Origin of the sequence: Pseudomonas sp. (assembly GCF_030690725.1) — a bacterium.
Lineage (GTDB): Bacteria > Pseudomonadota > Gammaproteobacteria > Pseudomonadales > Pseudomonadaceae > Aquipseudomonas.
Map to the genome: position 1 here is coordinate 20,082 of NZ_JAUYGD010000087.1, position 15,338 is coordinate 35,419.

At 62.6% G+C, this 15,338-nt stretch carries 18 protein-coding genes and 1 riboswitch; of the genes, 1 reads left to right on the top strand and 17 read right to left on the bottom strand.

Going from position 1 to position 15,338, the window contains the following annotated elements:
* Positions 1-25: 25 nt before the first annotated feature.
* The 17 genes from Q8O69_RS20555 to ttcA form a co-directional block, all read right to left on the bottom strand.
* Positions 26-751: an adenosylcobinamide-GDP ribazoletransferase gene (locus tag Q8O69_RS20555; protein ID WP_305594139.1), complete on the bottom strand. Its 726-nt coding sequence runs from the start codon at positions 749-751 to the stop codon at positions 26-28.
* Positions 748-1,323, bottom strand: coding sequence for an alpha-ribazole phosphatase family protein (gene cobC / locus Q8O69_RS20560; RefSeq protein WP_305594141.1), 576 nt, complete (start codon positions 1,321-1,323; stop codon positions 748-750). Before cobC ends, Q8O69_RS20555 begins: the two co-directional genes overlap by 4 nt.
* Complete coding sequence (gene cobT / locus Q8O69_RS20565; protein WP_305594143.1) at positions 1,320-2,375, bottom strand: nicotinate-nucleotide--dimethylbenzimidazole phosphoribosyltransferase; 1,056 nt, start codon at positions 2,373-2,375, stop codon at positions 1,320-1,322. The genes cobC and cobT overlap by 4 nt, the downstream gene beginning before the upstream one ends.
* The gene (gene cobU, locus Q8O69_RS20570) at positions 2,372-2,893 is read right to left on the bottom strand and encodes a bifunctional adenosylcobinamide kinase/adenosylcobinamide-phosphate guanylyltransferase (protein WP_305594145.1); all 522 of its coding nucleotides are present in this window, start codon (positions 2,891-2,893) and stop codon (positions 2,372-2,374) included. The genes cobT and cobU overlap by 4 nt, the downstream gene beginning before the upstream one ends.
* 202 nt (positions 2,894-3,095) lie before the next feature.
* Positions 3,096-4,547, bottom strand: a complete 1,452-nt coding sequence (locus tag Q8O69_RS20575) for a cobyric acid synthase (RefSeq protein WP_305594147.1) — start codon at positions 4,545-4,547, stop codon at positions 3,096-3,098.
* Positions 4,544-5,536 carry a threonine-phosphate decarboxylase CobD gene (gene cobD, locus Q8O69_RS20580; protein WP_305594149.1) on the bottom strand — a complete coding sequence of 331 codons (993 nt, stop codon included), beginning with the start codon at positions 5,534-5,536 and terminating at the stop codon, positions 4,544-4,546. The genes Q8O69_RS20575 and cobD overlap by 4 nt, the downstream gene beginning before the upstream one ends.
* Positions 5,537-5,544: 8 nt before the next feature.
* Positions 5,545-6,453: an adenosylcobinamide-phosphate synthase CbiB gene (cbiB, locus tag Q8O69_RS20585; RefSeq protein WP_305594151.1), complete on the bottom strand. Its 909-nt coding sequence runs from the start codon at positions 6,451-6,453 to the stop codon at positions 5,545-5,547.
* On the bottom strand, positions 6,450-7,097 hold the full coding sequence (gene bluB, locus Q8O69_RS20590; protein WP_305594153.1) for a 5,6-dimethylbenzimidazole synthase: 648 nt from the start codon (positions 7,095-7,097) through the stop codon (positions 6,450-6,452). The genes cbiB and bluB overlap by 4 nt, the downstream gene beginning before the upstream one ends.
* Positions 7,094-8,401 carry a cobyrinate a,c-diamide synthase gene (locus Q8O69_RS20595; RefSeq protein ID WP_305594155.1) on the bottom strand — a complete coding sequence of 436 codons (1,308 nt, stop codon included), beginning with the start codon at positions 8,399-8,401 and terminating at the stop codon, positions 7,094-7,096. The genes bluB and Q8O69_RS20595 overlap by 4 nt, the downstream gene beginning before the upstream one ends.
* Positions 8,398-9,009 carry a cob(I)yrinic acid a,c-diamide adenosyltransferase gene (cobO, locus tag Q8O69_RS20600; RefSeq protein ID WP_305594157.1) on the bottom strand — a complete coding sequence of 204 codons (612 nt, stop codon included), beginning with the start codon at positions 9,007-9,009 and terminating at the stop codon, positions 8,398-8,400. Before cobO ends, Q8O69_RS20595 begins: the two co-directional genes overlap by 4 nt.
* Before the next feature lie 109 nt (positions 9,010-9,118).
* Positions 9,119-9,484, bottom strand: a riboswitch (cobalamin riboswitch).
* Positions 9,485-9,547: 63 nt separating this feature from the next.
* Entirely contained in the window at positions 9,548-9,868 is a 321-nt protein-coding gene (locus Q8O69_RS20605) for a hypothetical protein (RefSeq protein WP_167144814.1), read from the bottom strand.
* Positions 9,869-9,874: 6 nt separating this feature from the next.
* Positions 9,875-10,537 carry an O-methyltransferase gene (locus Q8O69_RS20610; RefSeq protein ID WP_305594160.1) on the bottom strand — a complete coding sequence of 221 codons (663 nt, stop codon included), beginning with the start codon at positions 10,535-10,537 and terminating at the stop codon, positions 9,875-9,877.
* Between the two features lie 196 nt (positions 10,538-10,733).
* Complete coding sequence (locus Q8O69_RS20615) at positions 10,734-11,258, bottom strand: C40 family peptidase (protein ID WP_305594162.1); 525 nt, start codon at positions 11,256-11,258, stop codon at positions 10,734-10,736.
* Between the two features lie 160 nt (positions 11,259-11,418).
* On the bottom strand, positions 11,419-12,033 hold the full coding sequence (locus Q8O69_RS20620; protein WP_305594164.1) for a C40 family peptidase: 615 nt from the start codon (positions 12,031-12,033) through the stop codon (positions 11,419-11,421).
* A gap of 76 nt (positions 12,034-12,109) precedes the next feature.
* Positions 12,110-12,868 carry an NAD-dependent deacylase gene (locus Q8O69_RS20625; protein ID WP_305594166.1) on the bottom strand — a complete coding sequence of 253 codons (759 nt, stop codon included), beginning with the start codon at positions 12,866-12,868 and terminating at the stop codon, positions 12,110-12,112.
* Between the two features lie 97 nt (positions 12,869-12,965).
* Entirely contained in the window at positions 12,966-13,637 is a 672-nt protein-coding gene (locus Q8O69_RS20630; protein WP_305594168.1) for a DNA-3-methyladenine glycosylase I, read from the bottom strand.
* 31 nt (positions 13,638-13,668) lie between these two features.
* Positions 13,669-14,493: a tRNA 2-thiocytidine(32) synthetase TtcA gene (gene ttcA / locus Q8O69_RS20635; RefSeq protein WP_090253070.1), complete on the bottom strand. Its 825-nt coding sequence runs from the start codon at positions 14,491-14,493 to the stop codon at positions 13,669-13,671.
* A gap of 97 nt (positions 14,494-14,590) precedes the next feature.
* On the opposite strand from ttcA, the gene Q8O69_RS20640 reads away from it, so the two are divergent.
* Positions 14,591-15,193 (top strand): DNA-J related domain-containing protein, encoded by a 603-nt coding sequence (locus Q8O69_RS20640; RefSeq protein ID WP_305594170.1) that lies wholly within the window; start codon positions 14,591-14,593, stop codon positions 15,191-15,193.
* The last annotated feature ends 145 nt before the right edge of the window (positions 15,194-15,338 follow it).

Consider the following 15,338-nt stretch of genomic DNA (forward strand, 5'->3'; position numbering starts at 1 on the left):
TGCTACGTCTTGCTGTCCTTACACGCTAGCAGGCCAAGGCCACCAGCACCGCGCACTCGGCTATTTCCAGCAGAGCTCCGGCGGTATCACCGGTGGTGCCATCCAAACGTTTGAGCATCAAGCTGCGCAGCCAGATAAACACGCCACCGGCTACCAACAAGGCCAGCAGCGCCGGCCAGCCAAACAGCAACATGGCCAGGGCATTGGCGCCCAGTACCCAAGGCAGTTGCCGGCGCGGCAGATGCTCGGCCAACGCCTGACCGAGGCCGCCAGCGCGCACATAAGCTGTGGTCAGAAACAGCAGCGGCAGCAGACAGCGCGCCAGCCAGGGCACCAGTACCAGCAGTAACCCTGAGCCGCTCTCCAGCAAGGCCACCAGCGCAGCAAACTTGAGCAATAACAGCAGTACCAGCACCACCACCGCAATCGGCCCGCTGCGCGGGTCTTTCATAATGGCCAGGGTGCGCTGTTTATCACCAAAGCCGCCAACCCAGGCATCGGCGCTGTCGGCCAGGCCATCCAGATGCAGGCCGCCACTGATGCCCACCCACAGCGTCAACAGCAGCGCCGCCTGCAACAGCACCGCGCTATCGCCCAGCAGTTGCTGCGCCGCGAGCAGCAACACACCGATCAACAGCCCCACCAGCGGATAGAACAACAGCGAACGGCCGATCTGCTCAGGCGTCGGCAGGCCTGCCAGGGTCACCGGCAGGCGGGTGAGAAATTGCAGGGCAATCCACCAGGACGTCATGCGCGCTCCCACAGCTGCCCCTGTTCATCCAGACACAGTTGATAGCGCTCGGCATGTCCCACCGCTACCTGCAGCAGATCATTGCGCGGCAAGCCACGGGCCCGCGCCAGCAGCAGACGGATCACCCCACCATGGGTCACCAACAGCAAGCGCTCGCCGGCATGGCGTGCCTGCAAGCGTTGCAAGGCGCTCAATATTCGCGCCTCGAAGGCCAGCAACGGTTCGCCTTCGGGCGGAGTAAAGCCATAGGGGTCGCTCCAGAAACGGCCCAATTCTTCTGCGCTGGTCTGCATCAGCTCGGCGGTGCTGCGCCCTTCCCACGCGCCGAAATGCAGCTCCTGCAGATCCGGCTCCAGGCTGAGTGGCACACCGTGCTGCGTCGCCAGCTCTTCGGCAAAGCGCGCGCAGCGCTGCAGCGGCGAGCTGATAAGCCGATCCCAGCGACTGCCGTCAGCCACCGCCGCGCGCAGCTGCGCCCAGCCGGTTGCAGTCAGGGCATCGTCGAGGCTACCGCGCAGGCCACCGCCCAGTTCAGTTTCGCCGTGGCGCAGCAGTTCCAGGTAGACCGTCATGCCGGGCGCTCGGCCACCGCCGCCTCGGCAAAGGTGGCCATATCGTTGTGCAGGCTGCAGGCCAGTTGCAGCAAAGGCACCGCCAAGGCGGCACCACTGCCCTCACCCAGACGCAGGCCCAGATCGAGCAAAGGTTCGGCCTGCAGCGCCTTGAGCACCCGTTGATGGCCGGGCTCGGCGCCGCTGTGAGCAAACAGCAGCCAGTTGCGACAATCCGGATTCAGCTGTACCGCCAGCAAGGCGGCAACGCTGCAGATATAACCATCCACCAAGGCGGTGATGCCCTGCTGCGCGCAGGCCAGATAGGCACCGCTCAGCGCGGCAATCTCGAAGCCGCCAAGGCGTTGCAAGATATCGATGGGTTCGCTGATCGCCGGGCGGTGCAGCTCCAGCGCGATCTCGATCACTTCGGCTTTATGCGCCACGCCCGCGCTATCCAGACCGGTGCCCGGGCCGGCCAGACCCAGCGCCGGACACTCCAGCAGCAGGCAGGCCATGGCCGTGGCCGCGGTGGTATTGCCGATGCCCATCTCGCCGCCGATAAACAGCTGGCTGCCAGCTTCACGGGCGCGCTGCACACTGGCCTGGCCGGCCTCCAGGGCCAGCAGCAACTGCGCGGCGGTCATCGCCGGGCCCTGGGCGAAGTTCGCCGTGCCCGCGCCGATATGCAGATGACGCACGCCGCGCAGCGGTTCCAGCGGCAACGCGGTGCCCAGGTCGATAACCTCAAGCGTCGCGCCCAGCTGCTTGGCCAATACGCTGATCGCCGCGCCGCCATTGACGAAGTTGCGCAGCATCTGCCCGGTAACCGCCTGGGGGAATGCCGATACACCTTCGGCGACCACGCCGTGGTCACCGGCAAAAATACTGATCCACAGCTGCTCAATCTGCGGCCGCTGACTGCCTTGCATAGCCGCCAGCTCAATCGCCAACTGCTCCAGCTGACCGAGCGAGCCGGCCGGTTTGGTCAGTTCGAGCTGACGCGCCTGGGCCTTGCTGCGCGCGGGCATATCCAGCGCCTGACAGCCCTGTTGCCACCATTGCTCACTCATAGCGCTTTCCCCTTGAGAACCATCGGCAAACCCGCCACGGTAAACACCACACGCTCACAACGCTCGGCCAGGGCCTGATGCAGCCAGCCAGCCTCGTCAACATAACGGCGGGTCAGCTCACCCAGCGGCACCACACCCAGGCCGGTTTCATTGCTGACCAACAGAATCCACCCGGGCAGGCCGCCCACACAGTCCAGTAGCGCATCACGCTCGGCGCTCAGGCGCGCCGGGTTATCCAGCATTAACAGATTGGTCAGCCACAGGGTCAGACAATCGACCAGCAGGCACTTGTCCGCTGCGGCCTGCTCACGCAGCACCCGGGCCAAGGCCAAGGGTTCTTCCACCAGGCCCCACTGCGCCGGACGGCGTTCGCGGTGCTGGGTAATACGCGTATTCATCTCGCCATCCAGCGCCTGGCTGGTGGCGATATAGGTGACCGCCAGGCCGCACTCGGCCGCCAGTCGCTCGGCCAGACGGCTTTTGCCGGAGCGGGCACCGCCAAGAATCAGTTCATGCATGGTTCACCTTTGTTCGAATTCAGTACCACGGAACGTGGGAGGGGCTTTAGCCGCGACACTTCTAGGCCAGCCAATCGCGGCTAAAGCGGATCGCCGCCCGGCCCCTCCCACAAAAGCCCCGCATACAAGCGCGTGCTTCGTAGCCCGGATGCAATCCGGGAGCGATCTTATACCCGCCACCGCGTCCCGGATTTCATCCGGGCTACAGGTTACAAAGCTCACGTAATTTCTGCGTATCCAGATGCGCCTCAACCAAGTCGGCCAGGCGCTCGATATCGCGCTCACGCAAGGCGTGGTAATCCACCTGCTGCACTTCGCGCAACCCGGCCCAGCGCAGCAAGGCGCTGCACGCATCGCTGCTCTCGAACAAACCATGCAGATAGGTGCCAAGCACTTGGCCATCGGCGCTTAGCGCGCCGTCGCTACGGCCATCGTCCAGTTGCACCGCCGCCGCATCCAGGGCTACGCCACTGCTGACCCCGGCATGAATCTCGTAACCGCTGACCAGGGCATTCTCCAGACACAGCTGGCCACGCACATTGCGCAACTGCTTCTCCGGCTCCAGCACGGTAGTGAATGCCAGTAGGTCCAATCCATCACTGGAACCCGCAGCCCCCTCAAGCCCATACGGGTCGTCGATCTGCGTGCCGAGCATCTGCAAACCGCCGCAGATACCCAGCAGCTTGCCGCCATAGCGCAGATGCTTATCGATAGCCGCCGGCCAGCCCTGCTCACGCAGAAACGCCAGATCGCTGCGCACGCTCTTCGAGCCGGGCAGGATAATCAGGTCGGCTGCAGGAATCGCCTGACCAGGGCCGACAAAGGTCAGTTCAACTTGCGGGTGCAGGCGCAACGGATCGAAATCGGTGTGGTTGCTGATGCGGGGCAACACCGGTACCACCACCTTGATCCGCTCGGCGACCTTGGCGCTCTGGCGAATATCGATGGCGTCTTCGGCTTCCAGGTGGAAATCCATCAGGTAGGGCAATACACCGAGCACCGGCTTGCCGGTGCGCTGCTCCAGCCAATCCAACCCCGGCTGCAACAGGGCAATATCGCCACGAAAGCGGTTGATCACGAAGCCCTGTACCCGCGCCTGCTCGCTCTCGGAAAGCAGCGCCAGGGTGCCGACCAGGTGAGCAAATACCCCGCCCTTGTCGATATCGGCAATCAGAATCACCGGGCAGTCCACCGCCTCGGCAAAACCCATATTGGCGATATCGCCGGCGCGCAGGTTGATCTCCGCAGGCGACCCCGCACCCTCCACCATCACCACCGGATAAGCGGCGCTCAAGCGCTGGTGCGACTGCAGCACCGCCTGCATCGCCACCTTCTTGTAATCGTGATAGGCCACGGCATCCATGCTGCTTAGCGCGCGGCCATGGATGATCACCTGGGCGCCGGTATCGCTATTGGGCTTGAGCAGCACCGGGTTCATATCAGTGTGCGGCGCCAGCCCGGCAGCCTGAGCCTGTACCGCCTGGGCGCGACCGATTTCACCGCCGTCAGCAGTGACTGCGCTGTTGAGCGCCATATTCTGCGGTTTAAACGGCACCACGCTGACGCCCTGGCGCTTAAGCCAGCGGCATAGCGCGGTGACCAGAGTGCTCTTGCCGGCATCGGAGGTGGTGCCCTGCACCATCAGTGTGGTCATGGCAACTCTCCAGCGAAGACCGCCAGCGCTTGCTGCAAACGCTGCCAGCCGGTTTCATCCGGCGGCAGACCAAAACGCAGGCTCAGCGGCTGTTCAAACAGGCGGGTAAGAATCCCCTGCAGGGCGAGAAACTCATGCAGCAAGGCGGCCTGCGGTGTGCAACAGAACTGGAACAGCGCACAACCGCCTGTAGGGCTGAGTCCATGCGCAGTCAGCAGCGCCGCCAGACGTTCGCCATCGGCCAGCAACCGCTCACGTTGCACCTGCTGGCCGGCCATATCCTGCAATAACGCCGTGGCCACCACCCGGCTCGGCCCACTGATGGCCCAAGGCCCGAGTAACTCGGCCAGTTGCGTCAGCAGCTGCGGCTGCGCCAGGACAAAGCCCAGGCGAATGCCCGCCAAGCCGAAAAACTTGCCAAACGAACGCAGCACGATCAGCCCCGGCAACTCGCTGAACGCCGCCAGGCTGAAGGCCGGCGTGCAGTCGATAAAGGCCTCGTCCACCACCAGCCAGCCGCCCCGTTCGGCCAAACGCCGATGCCACTCCAGCAAACGCGCAGGTTCGACGCGGCGCCCGGTGGGGTTGTTCGGATTGACCAGCAGCAAGACATCAATGCGTTCCAGCGCCCGTTCAATCGCCCCTTCGCTGAGTTCCAGCAGACGGTGCCCTTCACGCTGCCAGGCCGCCGCATGCTCGGCATAAGCCGGCGAAACGATACCCACCGTGACGTTGCGCAGTAGACGCGGCAGCGTCTGGATCGCGGCTTGCGAACCGGCTACCGGCAGCAGATTGCTCACGCCGTAGTAATCGCGGGCGGCGATTTCCAGGCCGTCCTGCTGCTCGGGCAGACGTGCCCAGGCACTGGCAGGAATTGCCGGCAGCGGCCAACCGTAAGGCGCGATGCCCGTGGACAAATCCAGCCAATCCGCCAAAGCAATGCCATAACGCAGCGAGGCCGCGCGCAAGCGACCGCCGTGCTCAAGCATTAGAAGGTTCAAGCATAAAAAGCCCCCCACAACAGCAGCAGCGCCAACCACAGCAGCACACCGCCGTTGACCAGATTGAGTGCCCGTTCGATATCGCGCGCCTTGGGTTGCGGCCCCGCGCCCAGTTCAGGGCGTATATGCAGCTCGCCATGATATTCCGCCGCGCCGCCCAGGCTGACGCCCAGCGCCCCAGCGCCTGCCGCCATCACCGGGCCGGCATTGGGGCTGTCCCACAGCGGCGCCTGGGTACGCCAGCAGCGCAGCGCCAGCATAGTTTTACCGAGCAGCGCATAGGTCAAGGCGACCAGCCGTGCAGGCAGATAGTTGAGTGCATCGTCGATCTTCGCCGCGGCCCAGCCGAAGCGTTCAAAGCGCTCATTGCGATAGCCCCACATGGCGTCCAGGGTATTACTCAGGCGGTAAAGCACCACGCCCGGCGCACCGGCAATCACAAACCAGAACAATGCAGCAAACACCGCATCGCTGCCGTTTTCCAGCACCGACTCGCTGCCAGCGCGGGCCACACCCGTGGCGTCCAGCTGCGCGGTATTGCGGCTGACCATATAACCAACCCGCTCGCGCGCCAGGCGCAGATCGTCCAGGCGCAGCGCCTGGGCCACCGGCATGGCATGCTCGCCCAGGCTTTTCAGGCCAAGCGCGGCGTACAGCGCAAGAATTTCCACCGCCCAACCCAGCCCGCTGATCTGGCTCAACAGCCAGGCCAGCAGGGTCAGCGGCAATACCGCCAGGCACCAGGCGCTGACGCCATGGCTGCGCCAACCGCCGCCCGCCGGATTGAAGCGCTGCTCGATACGCTCGGCCATACGACCAAAGGCCACTAGCGGATGCCAGCCCTTGGACTCGCCAAAAATCGCATCCAGGGCGACCCCGGCGCAGGTGCTGAGAACCAGGCTCATGGCGTGCCCCACTGGTTCTCAAACAGCAACTCACTGAGCGGTCGTGGCTCGGCCCAGCCTTGCTGCACCAGCATCGGCGCCTCATAGAATTCTGTCACCGGCCCCAGGCACAGCACCGCCAACGGCTTGCTGCCGGCCGGCATGCCGAGCAAATCCGCCAGGGCCTGGGGCTCGAACAGCGACACCCAGCCCATACCCAAACCCTCGGCGCGGGCAGCCAGCCAGAGGTTCTGAATCGCGCAGGCCAGGGACGCCAGATCCATTTCCGGTAAGGTGCGCCGGCCAAACACATGGGCCTCGCGGCCCTCCATCAGCGCCACCACCAGCAGCTCGGCGCAGTCGCGGATGCCCTCGACCTTGAGCTGCATAAATTCGTCGCTGCGCTCGCCCAATGCTTCGGCGGTGCGCAGGCGCTCCTCCTCCACCAGGCCGTGAATCGCCTCACGCAGGGCCGGACGGGTGATGCGAATAAACCGCCAAGGCTGCATCAGGCCGACGCTGGGGGCCTGATGGGCGGCTTCGAGCAGGCGCGAAAGCAGCTCCGGTGCCACTTCACCACCGCTGAAATGGCGCATATCGCGGCGTTCGGCGATGGCGCGATACACCGCCGCGCGCTCCTCAAGGCTGAAGGCCTGCTCGCTCATGCCGGCGCTCCGGGGCGAAACAGTGCGGCGGCGGCAGCCGGATCGGACGGCAGATAGAAGTGGATATAGGAGGCGGTCATCCGGCCCTGGCGATAGACCGCCTCACTGGTGCGCTTGTAGTTCGGGCATTCGCCACGGGTCAGCGGTTGCAGTGCGCTGCTTAGCGCCGAGTAGTGGAAACTGTGGCCGCGCAGCAACCCTTCCGGCAGCTCAGCCTGTTGCAAGGCCATGGCGGTCATGCGCGGTTGCAAGCTTGCCTCGCCGTTTAACAAGCCGAGCATCTGCCCGCTGACACCCTGTTTGTCGGTCAGTTTGTCGAGTAGATAGAGCATGCCGCCGCACTCGGCATGAATCGGCTTGCCGGCTGCATGGTGCGCGCGAATCGACGCGGCCATGGGCTGGTTGGCCTCAAGCGTTTCCAAGTGCAGCTCCGGGTAGCCGCCGGGCAGATACAGGCTGTCGATATCGGGCAATTGCTGATCGCTGAGCGGGGAAAAGAACGTCAATTCAGCGCCCAGCTCGCGCAGCAGATCGAGGTTGGCCTGATAGAGAAAGGCAAAGGCGCTGTCGCGCGCCACGCCAATCCGCACACCCTTAAGCAACGGCTCAATGCCGCAAGACTCAGGTGCGGCAAAGCTGACTGGCGGCGGCAGGCTGGTATCGGCACTGGCGGCCAAGGCATCGGCGGCGGCGTCCAGGCGCGCATCCAGATCAGCCAGTTCCCCCGCCTGCACCAGGCCCAGATGGCGGCTCGGCAAGCCGACTTCGGCGCTGCGCGGCAAGGCGCCGTACCAGCGGATCGAGGCCGGCAGCGCGTCGCGCAATATCTCGCCGTGCCGCGTGCTGCCAACCCGGTTGCCGAGCACCCCGGAGAACGGCAGATCAGGCTGAAAGGTCGCCAGGCCATGAGCCATGGCACCGAAGGTCTGTGCCATGGCCGAACCGTCGATCACCGCCAGCACCGGCACGCCGAAATGCCGGGCCAGGTCGGCCGCCGACGGCGTGCCATCGAACAGGCCCATCACCCCTTCAATCAGAATTAGATCGGCCTCACCCGCCGCCTCCCAGAGCAGACGACGGCTCTCAGCTTCACCGACCATCCACAGGTCGAGCTGATACACCGGCGCGCCGCTGGCGCGAGCAAGAATCATCGGGTCAAGAAAGTCCGGGCCGCATTTGAACACCCGTACGCGCTTGCCCTGACGCGCATGCAAACGCGCCAAGGCGGCGGTCACCGTAGTCTTGCCTTGGCCGGAAGCCGGTGCGGCGATCAATAACGCCGGGCATGAACGAGCGCTGGTCAAAACTCGACCCCCTTCTGCGCCTTAACCCCGGCCTTGAACGCATGCTTGATCAGGCTCATCTCGGTCACGGTATCCGCCGCCTCAATCATCCCCGGCAGCGCACCGCGCCCTGTAACCACCACATGCTGCAGCAGCGGCCGTGCTTCGATATCGGCGAGCACCGCGTCGAGTTCCAAATAGCCGTATTTCAGGGCGATATTCAGCTCGTCGAGCACCACCAGGCCGATGGCCGGGTCATTTAGCAGCTGCGCCGCCACCGCCCAGGCTTCGCGGGCCTTGTCGATATCGCGCTGGCGATCCTGCGTCTCCCAGGTAAAGCCCTCGCCCATTACGTGGTAGCTGACTTCATCGGGAAAGCGGCGGAAGAAGGTTTCTTCGCCGGCGCTAGCCGCGCCCTTGATAAATTGCACCACGCCAACCTTGAGGCCGTGACCCAGGGCGCGGGCGACCATGCCAAAAGCACTGCTGCTCTTACCCTTGCCATTGCCGCTGTGCACCAGCAGCAGGCCGTATTCGTCCTGGGCCTGGGCAATTTTTTCATCGATCAGGGCTTTCTTGCGGGCCATGCGCGCCTTGTGCCGGGCGTCACGTTCAATCGATTCAGTCATCGCACTGCTCCACCGCCACAGGGCGATCTGGCTGGAAAAAGCACGCGGGGATAGGGACAGCGCGGGCCTGCGCATAGGGCAAACCACACGCCAGCCATCGCCCTCCGCAATGCCGTGGACTGCAACAGGCCGGTCTCCGGGCTTGTGAGCGAACCTTAAGGTTCTCAGAACCTACTTATGATCTAGCGAGCTAGAGATAAACGGTGGCGAAAATGGCCGAGGAAGCGGAGTTTACTGATTGTAAATGAGCATTCCGAGGCCGTTTTCAACGCCGTTTAGCCGACGCGCAGCAGATCATAAAAGGTTCTAAGCCGCGCCTTCCCATGCTTGAACACAGTGGCAATAGCGGCGTTTGACTCACTTACCGTTGCGGGGGCAGCGTCGGAATGGTTGGCGTAAATGCACAACGCACCGACTTCCCAGTTTCACCCCGCACACGCACAGCGTCGGGGGCACCTGTTACAAGGCGCGAAGGGTAGAGAGTTCGCGATTAAGCGTCAAACGAATGCGCGGCATGCAGCCGTGAATCAGGGACAGCTCAATGCCTGGGCATAAAGCCTGCAGGCTTGCTGGCCAGCCACTCGACAAAGGTACGCAGGCGCTCATCACTGAGCAGGCTGTCGCGATTGTTGTAGGTCAGCGCCAGCTCCTTTTCGCTGAACAGCCGGTGAATCTGATTGTGGCAAGCGCGACAGACCCAGAGCGTGGCGCTGATGCGCTCGCTTTTGCCGAAGCGCTTCTGCACATACACCTTGTTGTGCAGCGCCTTGGGGATCAGATGGTGACGCGTCAAAGCGGCCGCGCGGGCGCAGAGCTCGCAGGCATCAGGTTGTTCGGGCAGACGAATCGGTTCGGGCATACGGGCTCAGCGTTTACGGCACAGGCTCAGGCCGTCACCTAACGGCAGCAGGGACAGGTCGATGCGCGGATCATCCCGCAGCGCCAGGTTGAGCGCCTGAATCGCTCGGGTGTCGGCACTTTCGGGGTGTTCCTCAAGCACACGGCCACTCCACAGGGTGTTATCGAACAGGATCAGTCCACCCTGGCGCACCAGACGCAGGGCATGTTCCAGATAGGCGGGGTAATTGGCCTTGTCGGCATCGATAAACAGCAGATCGATACTGCCAGCCAGGCCTTCAGCCTCCAGTGCCGCAAGGGTTTTTAACGCGGGGGCCAAGCGCTGTTCGATACGCGAGCTTAGCCCTGCTTCGCGCCAGTAACGCTCGGCCGTGGCGTTGTACTCGCCAGGGATATCGCAGCAGATCAGCCGCCCCTCCTCAGGCATGGCCTGGGCCATGCAGATGGCGCTATAGCCGGTAAAAGTGCCGACCTCAACGATCCGCCGCGCGCCAGTCAGCTGCACCAGCAAGGCCATAAACTGCCCCTGCTCGGGGGCAATCTGCCAACGCGCCATACTCAGCTGCGCGGTTTCCTCACGCAGGCGCTTGAGCAGCGGCGTTTCACGCAGGGAGACATCCAGCAGGTATTGATACAGAGCGGAATCGAGATTGAGCGTTCGGTTGGTCATGCCTACTCCCGCTGCAAACCACAGCTGTCAGAACCTGTTTACGGTCTCGCGAGCTAGAGCCAGACAAGGCGCTACGTAGTAACAGCCTCTGGCTGGTCAAAGCGCCGAGGAAGCGGAGTTTACGAGCTGTAAATGAGCATTCCGAGGCTATTTTTAACGCCGGATGGCCGACGCGCAGCAGATCGTAGACAGGTTCTCAGGGGTTACGCGCCAACTCCGGGGTGAACACGCGCTTGGCATTCAGGTAGGTGCGCTGCCAATACGTATTGCTCAGGCTATCCAGGCGCACGGTGCCGCCGCTGGAAGGTGCATGCACGAAACGCCCATCACCGACATAGATACCAGCGTGGCTGACCTGGCTGCCGCCATTGGTGGCGAAGAACACCAAATCCCCACTTTGCAGGCGGTCGCGGCCGACAGCCGGGGCGCGCATGCTGATCAGCTCGCGGGTCGAGCGCGGCAGGCTGATGCCCGCCGCATCGCGGTAGACATAACCAATCAGACCGCTGCAGTCGAAGCCGCCATCCGGGGTATTGCCGCCGTAGCGATAGGGCGTGCCGACCAAACCCAGGGCGCGAAACAGCACATCATCGGCATTGCCGTTAAAGCTGCCGATTGGCGCATGCACAACAGGTTGCGGGGTTGGCGTGGGGGCATGGCTGGCACAGGCGCTAAGCAGCGCGGCAAGCACAATCAAGCTGAGACGGGCGATAGCGGTCATGGACGAGCGATCCTGAGCCGGGATGCGCCCTACTCTGCCGGCTTGCACATCGTAGTGCAAGCTTTAGCTTTGCTTGGCAGGTTATTGAAAACTATCGAGATGCGCCTGAATTATCGATTAATCGCAGCGACCGAACTGATTCAGCCGCCACTCACAGAGCTCAAGGGTGGCGTACAACCGACTCACTTGGCGCAAGCGCCAGGGCGCGTTTGGCCTCGATAAAGGTACGCGACCAGTAGCGATCATCCAGGCTATCGACCCGCACGCCACCGCTGCGGCTGCTGCTGGAGTGGATAAACTGGTTATCACCCATGTAGATACCGGCATGGCTGACGCGGTTACGGCCATTAGTGCTGAAGAACAGCAGATCGCCCGGTTCCAAGTCATCACGCGACACCAGCGGTGCGTCGATATTGATCATGTCGCGGGACGAGCGCGGCAGTTTCATGCCCAGCTCTTCCTTGAACAGATAACCGATAAAGCCGCTGCAATCGAAGCCGGACTTCACCGAGCTGCCGCCGTAACGATAACGGGTGCCCACCAGCGACAGGCCATGAGTCAGGATGCTGTCAGCCAGTTGCGGCAATTTGTAGGATTTGTCTTCAGTGAAGTCGCCCAGAGCCGCTTCTTTGGCTTGTTCGTCAAACTCGACAAGGTCTGTCGAGGAGAACACTGCAGGCTGGGTTGCCAGCTGCGGCTGTGGGCCATGGTTGGCGCAGGCGGCCAGAACCAGGGAGAGTGCGATAGGCACGAGGGGTGCGAGGCGTTTGAGCATGGGCACGACCGTGTCGGTGAATTTCACAAGAGCGCGACTATGCCCTCTATGGCATGCATTTGCAAATTCTATGGCTCTAGATGTGACTCAGTAGTTCTGGCAAAACATCTAATGCCCGCCCTTGTAGATGCACATCCACCCGGGCGCTCAAGTCGGTGCGCTGCGGGTTGATCTCCACGGTAAAGCCGCCCGCCTGGCGGGTACGCAGCAGCGGCTCGGCGATGTACGGAAAGCTCGCGCTGGTGCCGATGCTGATCACCACCTCAAAGCCTTTACGCACTTCGGTATAGAGCGTGTCGATAGCCTGCTCGGGGAGCATTTCCTCGAACAGCACCACGGGCGGACGCAGCACCCCGGCGCATTTCCGGCATTTGGGTGGCAGCGGCCGTTCAAGGTGTCCTGCCAGCTCGGCGTCGACAGCGCCACAGGACTGACAATACAGCGGCGCCAGCTCACCATGAATCTCGATCACCCGCTCCATCGGGCTGCCGGCCGCGCGGTGGTAGCCGTCGATATTCTGGGTCAGCAGCCAGCACTGAGGCTTCTTGCGCTGCAACTCAGCGATGGCGAAATGTCCGGCATTGGCCTTGGCACCCAGGCAAGCCTTGCCCAGCTCCGCCAGGTATTTCCAGCACAACGCTGGGTCACGCTGCAGCATCGGGCCGGACAAGGCCTCCTCAATCGGCAAGCCTTCGGCGGTGTGGCCGTTGTACAGACCGCCGAGGCCGCGATAGGTGGGTAAACCGGAATCGGCGGACAGCCCGGCACCGGTGATCAGCAGGATGCGCTCAGCCTGTTTGATTGCTTGGGCAACACGGGCAATGACCTTGTCCATCTCGATCCCTCATGCGTCAGGTGGACGACGCTATTTTCGTCCACCGCAACAGCGCCATGGTGGATGGAAAAGCGTCATCCACCCTACACCTACCGGCTCAGTGGTTAACCGTATGCGCCAGCATCACTGACAACTGACACAGCGGCCGCCCGCTCTGCTCGTGCCATTGGTTGAACGCGGCTTGCACGGCTGCCAGCTCTTTCAGGCTGGTGGGCGCCTTGTCGATAATCTTCTGCGCCTTGAGTGCAGCGACCATGTCATCGCTGGGCACAAAGGTGTCCTTGCCGACCATCCGCAGAAAACGCGGCGCAGACAGCCCGCCAAGCTGGCTACCGTGCTTGGCCAGGTACTTCCACAGCCCGACCACATCGCTCACCGGCCAGTCGGCGATCAGCGCGCCAAAGCTGCCCTTCTCTTTTTGCACATCAAGGATGAACTGGGCGTTGCGTGGCACGCTCTTGAGCTTGCCCAGGTGACGGATGATGCGCGCATCCTGCATCAGGTTTTCCAGACGCTCGGCGCCCATCAGTACGACTTTCTCCGGATCGAAGCCGAAGAACACCTGCTCGAAGGCCGGCCATTTGGCGTCTACCAGACTGTGTTTGAGGCCGGCACGAAACACCCGCAGGCTGAGTGTCGACAGATAGCGGTCATCGCTGATCGCGCGCAGCTCCTCGGCGCTGCGCGGCTGCGGCAGGATCGACTCCAGCTCGGCGACCGAGCCGAAGCGGTTCAGGCAGTATTCGTTAAGCCATTTGTAATCGCGCATCGGACAGTCCTTGAGCCGGGAAACCGCTGAGTCAGAGGTTCATCACATCGAGGAAGCGCGGCGTGGCGCTGTCATCGATCTTCAGGCTCTTGAAGTCGAACAGATTGCGGTCAGCCAGCTGCGACGGCACTACGTTCTGCAGGGCGCGGAACATGATCTCGGTGCGCCCTGGCGACTTGCGCTCCCAGTCCTGCAGCATTTCCTTGACCACCTGACGCTGTAGGTTTTCCTGGGAGCCACAGAGGTTGCACGGGATGATCGGGAATTCCTTGAGCTGGCTGTAAGCCTCGATATCCGCCTCGTTGCAGTAAGCCAGCGGACGAATCACCACGTTACGGCCGTCGTCGGCACGCAGCTTGGGCGGCATAGCCTTGAGCGTGCCGCCGTAGAACATATTGAGGAAGAAGGTTTCCAGAATATCGTCGCGGTGGTGCCCCAGGGCCATTTTGGTCGCGCCGATCTCATCGGCAAAGGTGTACAGGGTGCCGCGGCGCAGGCGTGAACACAGCGAACAGGTGGTCTTGCCTTCCGGAATCTTCTCCTTGACCACCGAATAGGTGTCCTTCTCGACGATGTGATACGGCACACCGATGGACTCCAGATAGGCCGGCAGCACGTGCTCGGGGAAGCCGGGCTGCTTCTGGTCCATGTTTACCGCAACAATCTCGAACTTGATCGGTGCGACCTTCTGCAAGTGCAGCAGCACGTCGAGCATGGTGTAGCTGTCCTTGCCGCCGGACAGGCAGACCATGACCTTGTCGCCATCCTCGATCATGTTGAAGTCGGCAACGGCTTCGCCGGCCTGGCGACGCAGGCGTTTTTGCAGTTTGTTCTGATTGACCGAGAGGGTGCCCATGGTGCGCTGGAGTCCGGAAGTCGTTGAGGATGCGGCATTTTACGCAGAAAGCGTGACGCGCCCTACCCCAATCAAAGTGAAATGCTAGGCTGCGCCGATGAACGACGATTTCGACCCGGGCCTCGACCTGCCCGAACAACTGCACCAGCTGCTGCGCGCAGCCCCTGAAGGCCTTGGCGAATACCAGCTGATCCAGCTACTGAAAGCCCGCCAGTGTGTGCATATCCCAAATCTGCCGCTGACCGACAAGCTGGTGCTGTTTCGCACGCACTTTTTGTTGTTCAACGCCCTCTATCGCCTGCGCGAGCGGCTGTGGGCGACGCAGAGCGGTTACCTGCAGATCAGTGCGCTGAATATCCAGTTGCTGCCCTACCAGCCCGGCAGCGCCGAGCTGAGTGAACACGACCCGCTGCGCGACTATTACCTCGACCTGAGCCAGCTCGACGATACCGACGAGCAGGATGTGGCCAAACTGCTGCTGAGCTTCTGGACGCGCATGCACGGCAGCGAGGAAAAACAGGCAGCGCTGGAACTGTTCGAGCTCGAAGGCAACGAGCAAACGCTCAATCTCGCCACTATCAAGCACCGCTACCGGCAATTGGTGAGCCTGCATCACCCTGATCGCGGCGGTAACACGGCACGCCTGCAGTCGATCAACAAAGCCATGGAAATCCTCGAACGCTATTACGGGCGAGTTTGAGAGTCCGATTTGCTCTAACGCTACGCCTTTGTCCTTATTAATGGCTGCCTATACTGCGACATACGGTCGCATAGGTTCGGCCTTGTACCTGATAACGCTGCACACGCGAATCAGGCGCTGCGCTGGGGGGCGACCGCTATAACAA

Bases quoted from the DNA above. Each gene is read 5' to 3' on its own strand.
- Q8O69_RS20555 (WP_305594139.1), bottom strand. From the start codon at position 751: ATGACGTCCTGGTGGATTGCCCTGCAATTTCTCACCCGCCTGCCGGTG.
- cobC (WP_305594141.1), bottom strand. From the start codon at position 1,323: ATGACGGTCTACCTGGAACTGCTGCGCCACGGCGAAACTGAACTGGGC.
- cobT (WP_305594143.1), bottom strand. From the start codon at position 2,375: ATGAGTGAGCAATGGTGGCAACAGGGCTGTCAGGCGCTGGATATGCCC.
- cobU (WP_305594145.1), bottom strand. From the start codon at position 2,893: ATGCATGAACTGATTCTTGGCGGTGCCCGCTCCGGCAAAAGCCGTCTG.
- Q8O69_RS20575 (WP_305594147.1), bottom strand. From the start codon at position 4,547: ATGACCACACTGATGGTGCAGGGCACCACCTCCGATGCCGGCAAGAGC.
- cobD (WP_305594149.1), bottom strand. From the start codon at position 5,536: ATGCTTGAGCACGGCGGTCGCTTGCGCGCGGCCTCGCTGCGTTATGGC.
- cbiB (WP_305594151.1), bottom strand. From the start codon at position 6,453: ATGAGCCTGGTTCTCAGCACCTGCGCCGGGGTCGCCCTGGATGCGATT.
- bluB (WP_305594153.1), bottom strand. From the start codon at position 7,097: ATGAGCGAGCAGGCCTTCAGCCTTGAGGAGCGCGCGGCGGTGTATCGC.
- cobO (WP_305594157.1), bottom strand. From the start codon at position 9,009: ATGACTGAATCGATTGAACGTGACGCCCGGCACAAGGCGCGCATGGCC.
- Q8O69_RS20605 (WP_167144814.1), bottom strand. From the start codon at position 9,868: ATGCCCGAACCGATTCGTCTGCCCGAACAACCTGATGCCTGCGAGCTC.
- Q8O69_RS20610 (WP_305594160.1), bottom strand. From the start codon at position 10,537: ATGACCAACCGAACGCTCAATCTCGATTCCGCTCTGTATCAATACCTG.
- Q8O69_RS20615 (WP_305594162.1), bottom strand. From the start codon at position 11,258: ATGACCGCTATCGCCCGTCTCAGCTTGATTGTGCTTGCCGCGCTGCTT.
- Q8O69_RS20620 (WP_305594164.1), bottom strand. From the start codon at position 12,033: ATGCTCAAACGCCTCGCACCCCTCGTGCCTATCGCACTCTCCCTGGTT.
- Q8O69_RS20625 (WP_305594166.1), bottom strand. From the start codon at position 12,868: ATGGACAAGGTCATTGCCCGTGTTGCCCAAGCAATCAAACAGGCTGAG.
- Q8O69_RS20630 (WP_305594168.1), bottom strand. From the start codon at position 13,637: ATGCGCGATTACAAATGGCTTAACGAATACTGCCTGAACCGCTTCGGC.
- ttcA (WP_090253070.1), bottom strand. From the start codon at position 14,493: ATGGGCACCCTCTCGGTCAATCAGAACAAACTGCAAAAACGCCTGCGT.
- Q8O69_RS20640 (WP_305594170.1), top strand. From the start codon at position 14,591: ATGAACGACGATTTCGACCCGGGCCTCGACCTGCCCGAACAACTGCAC.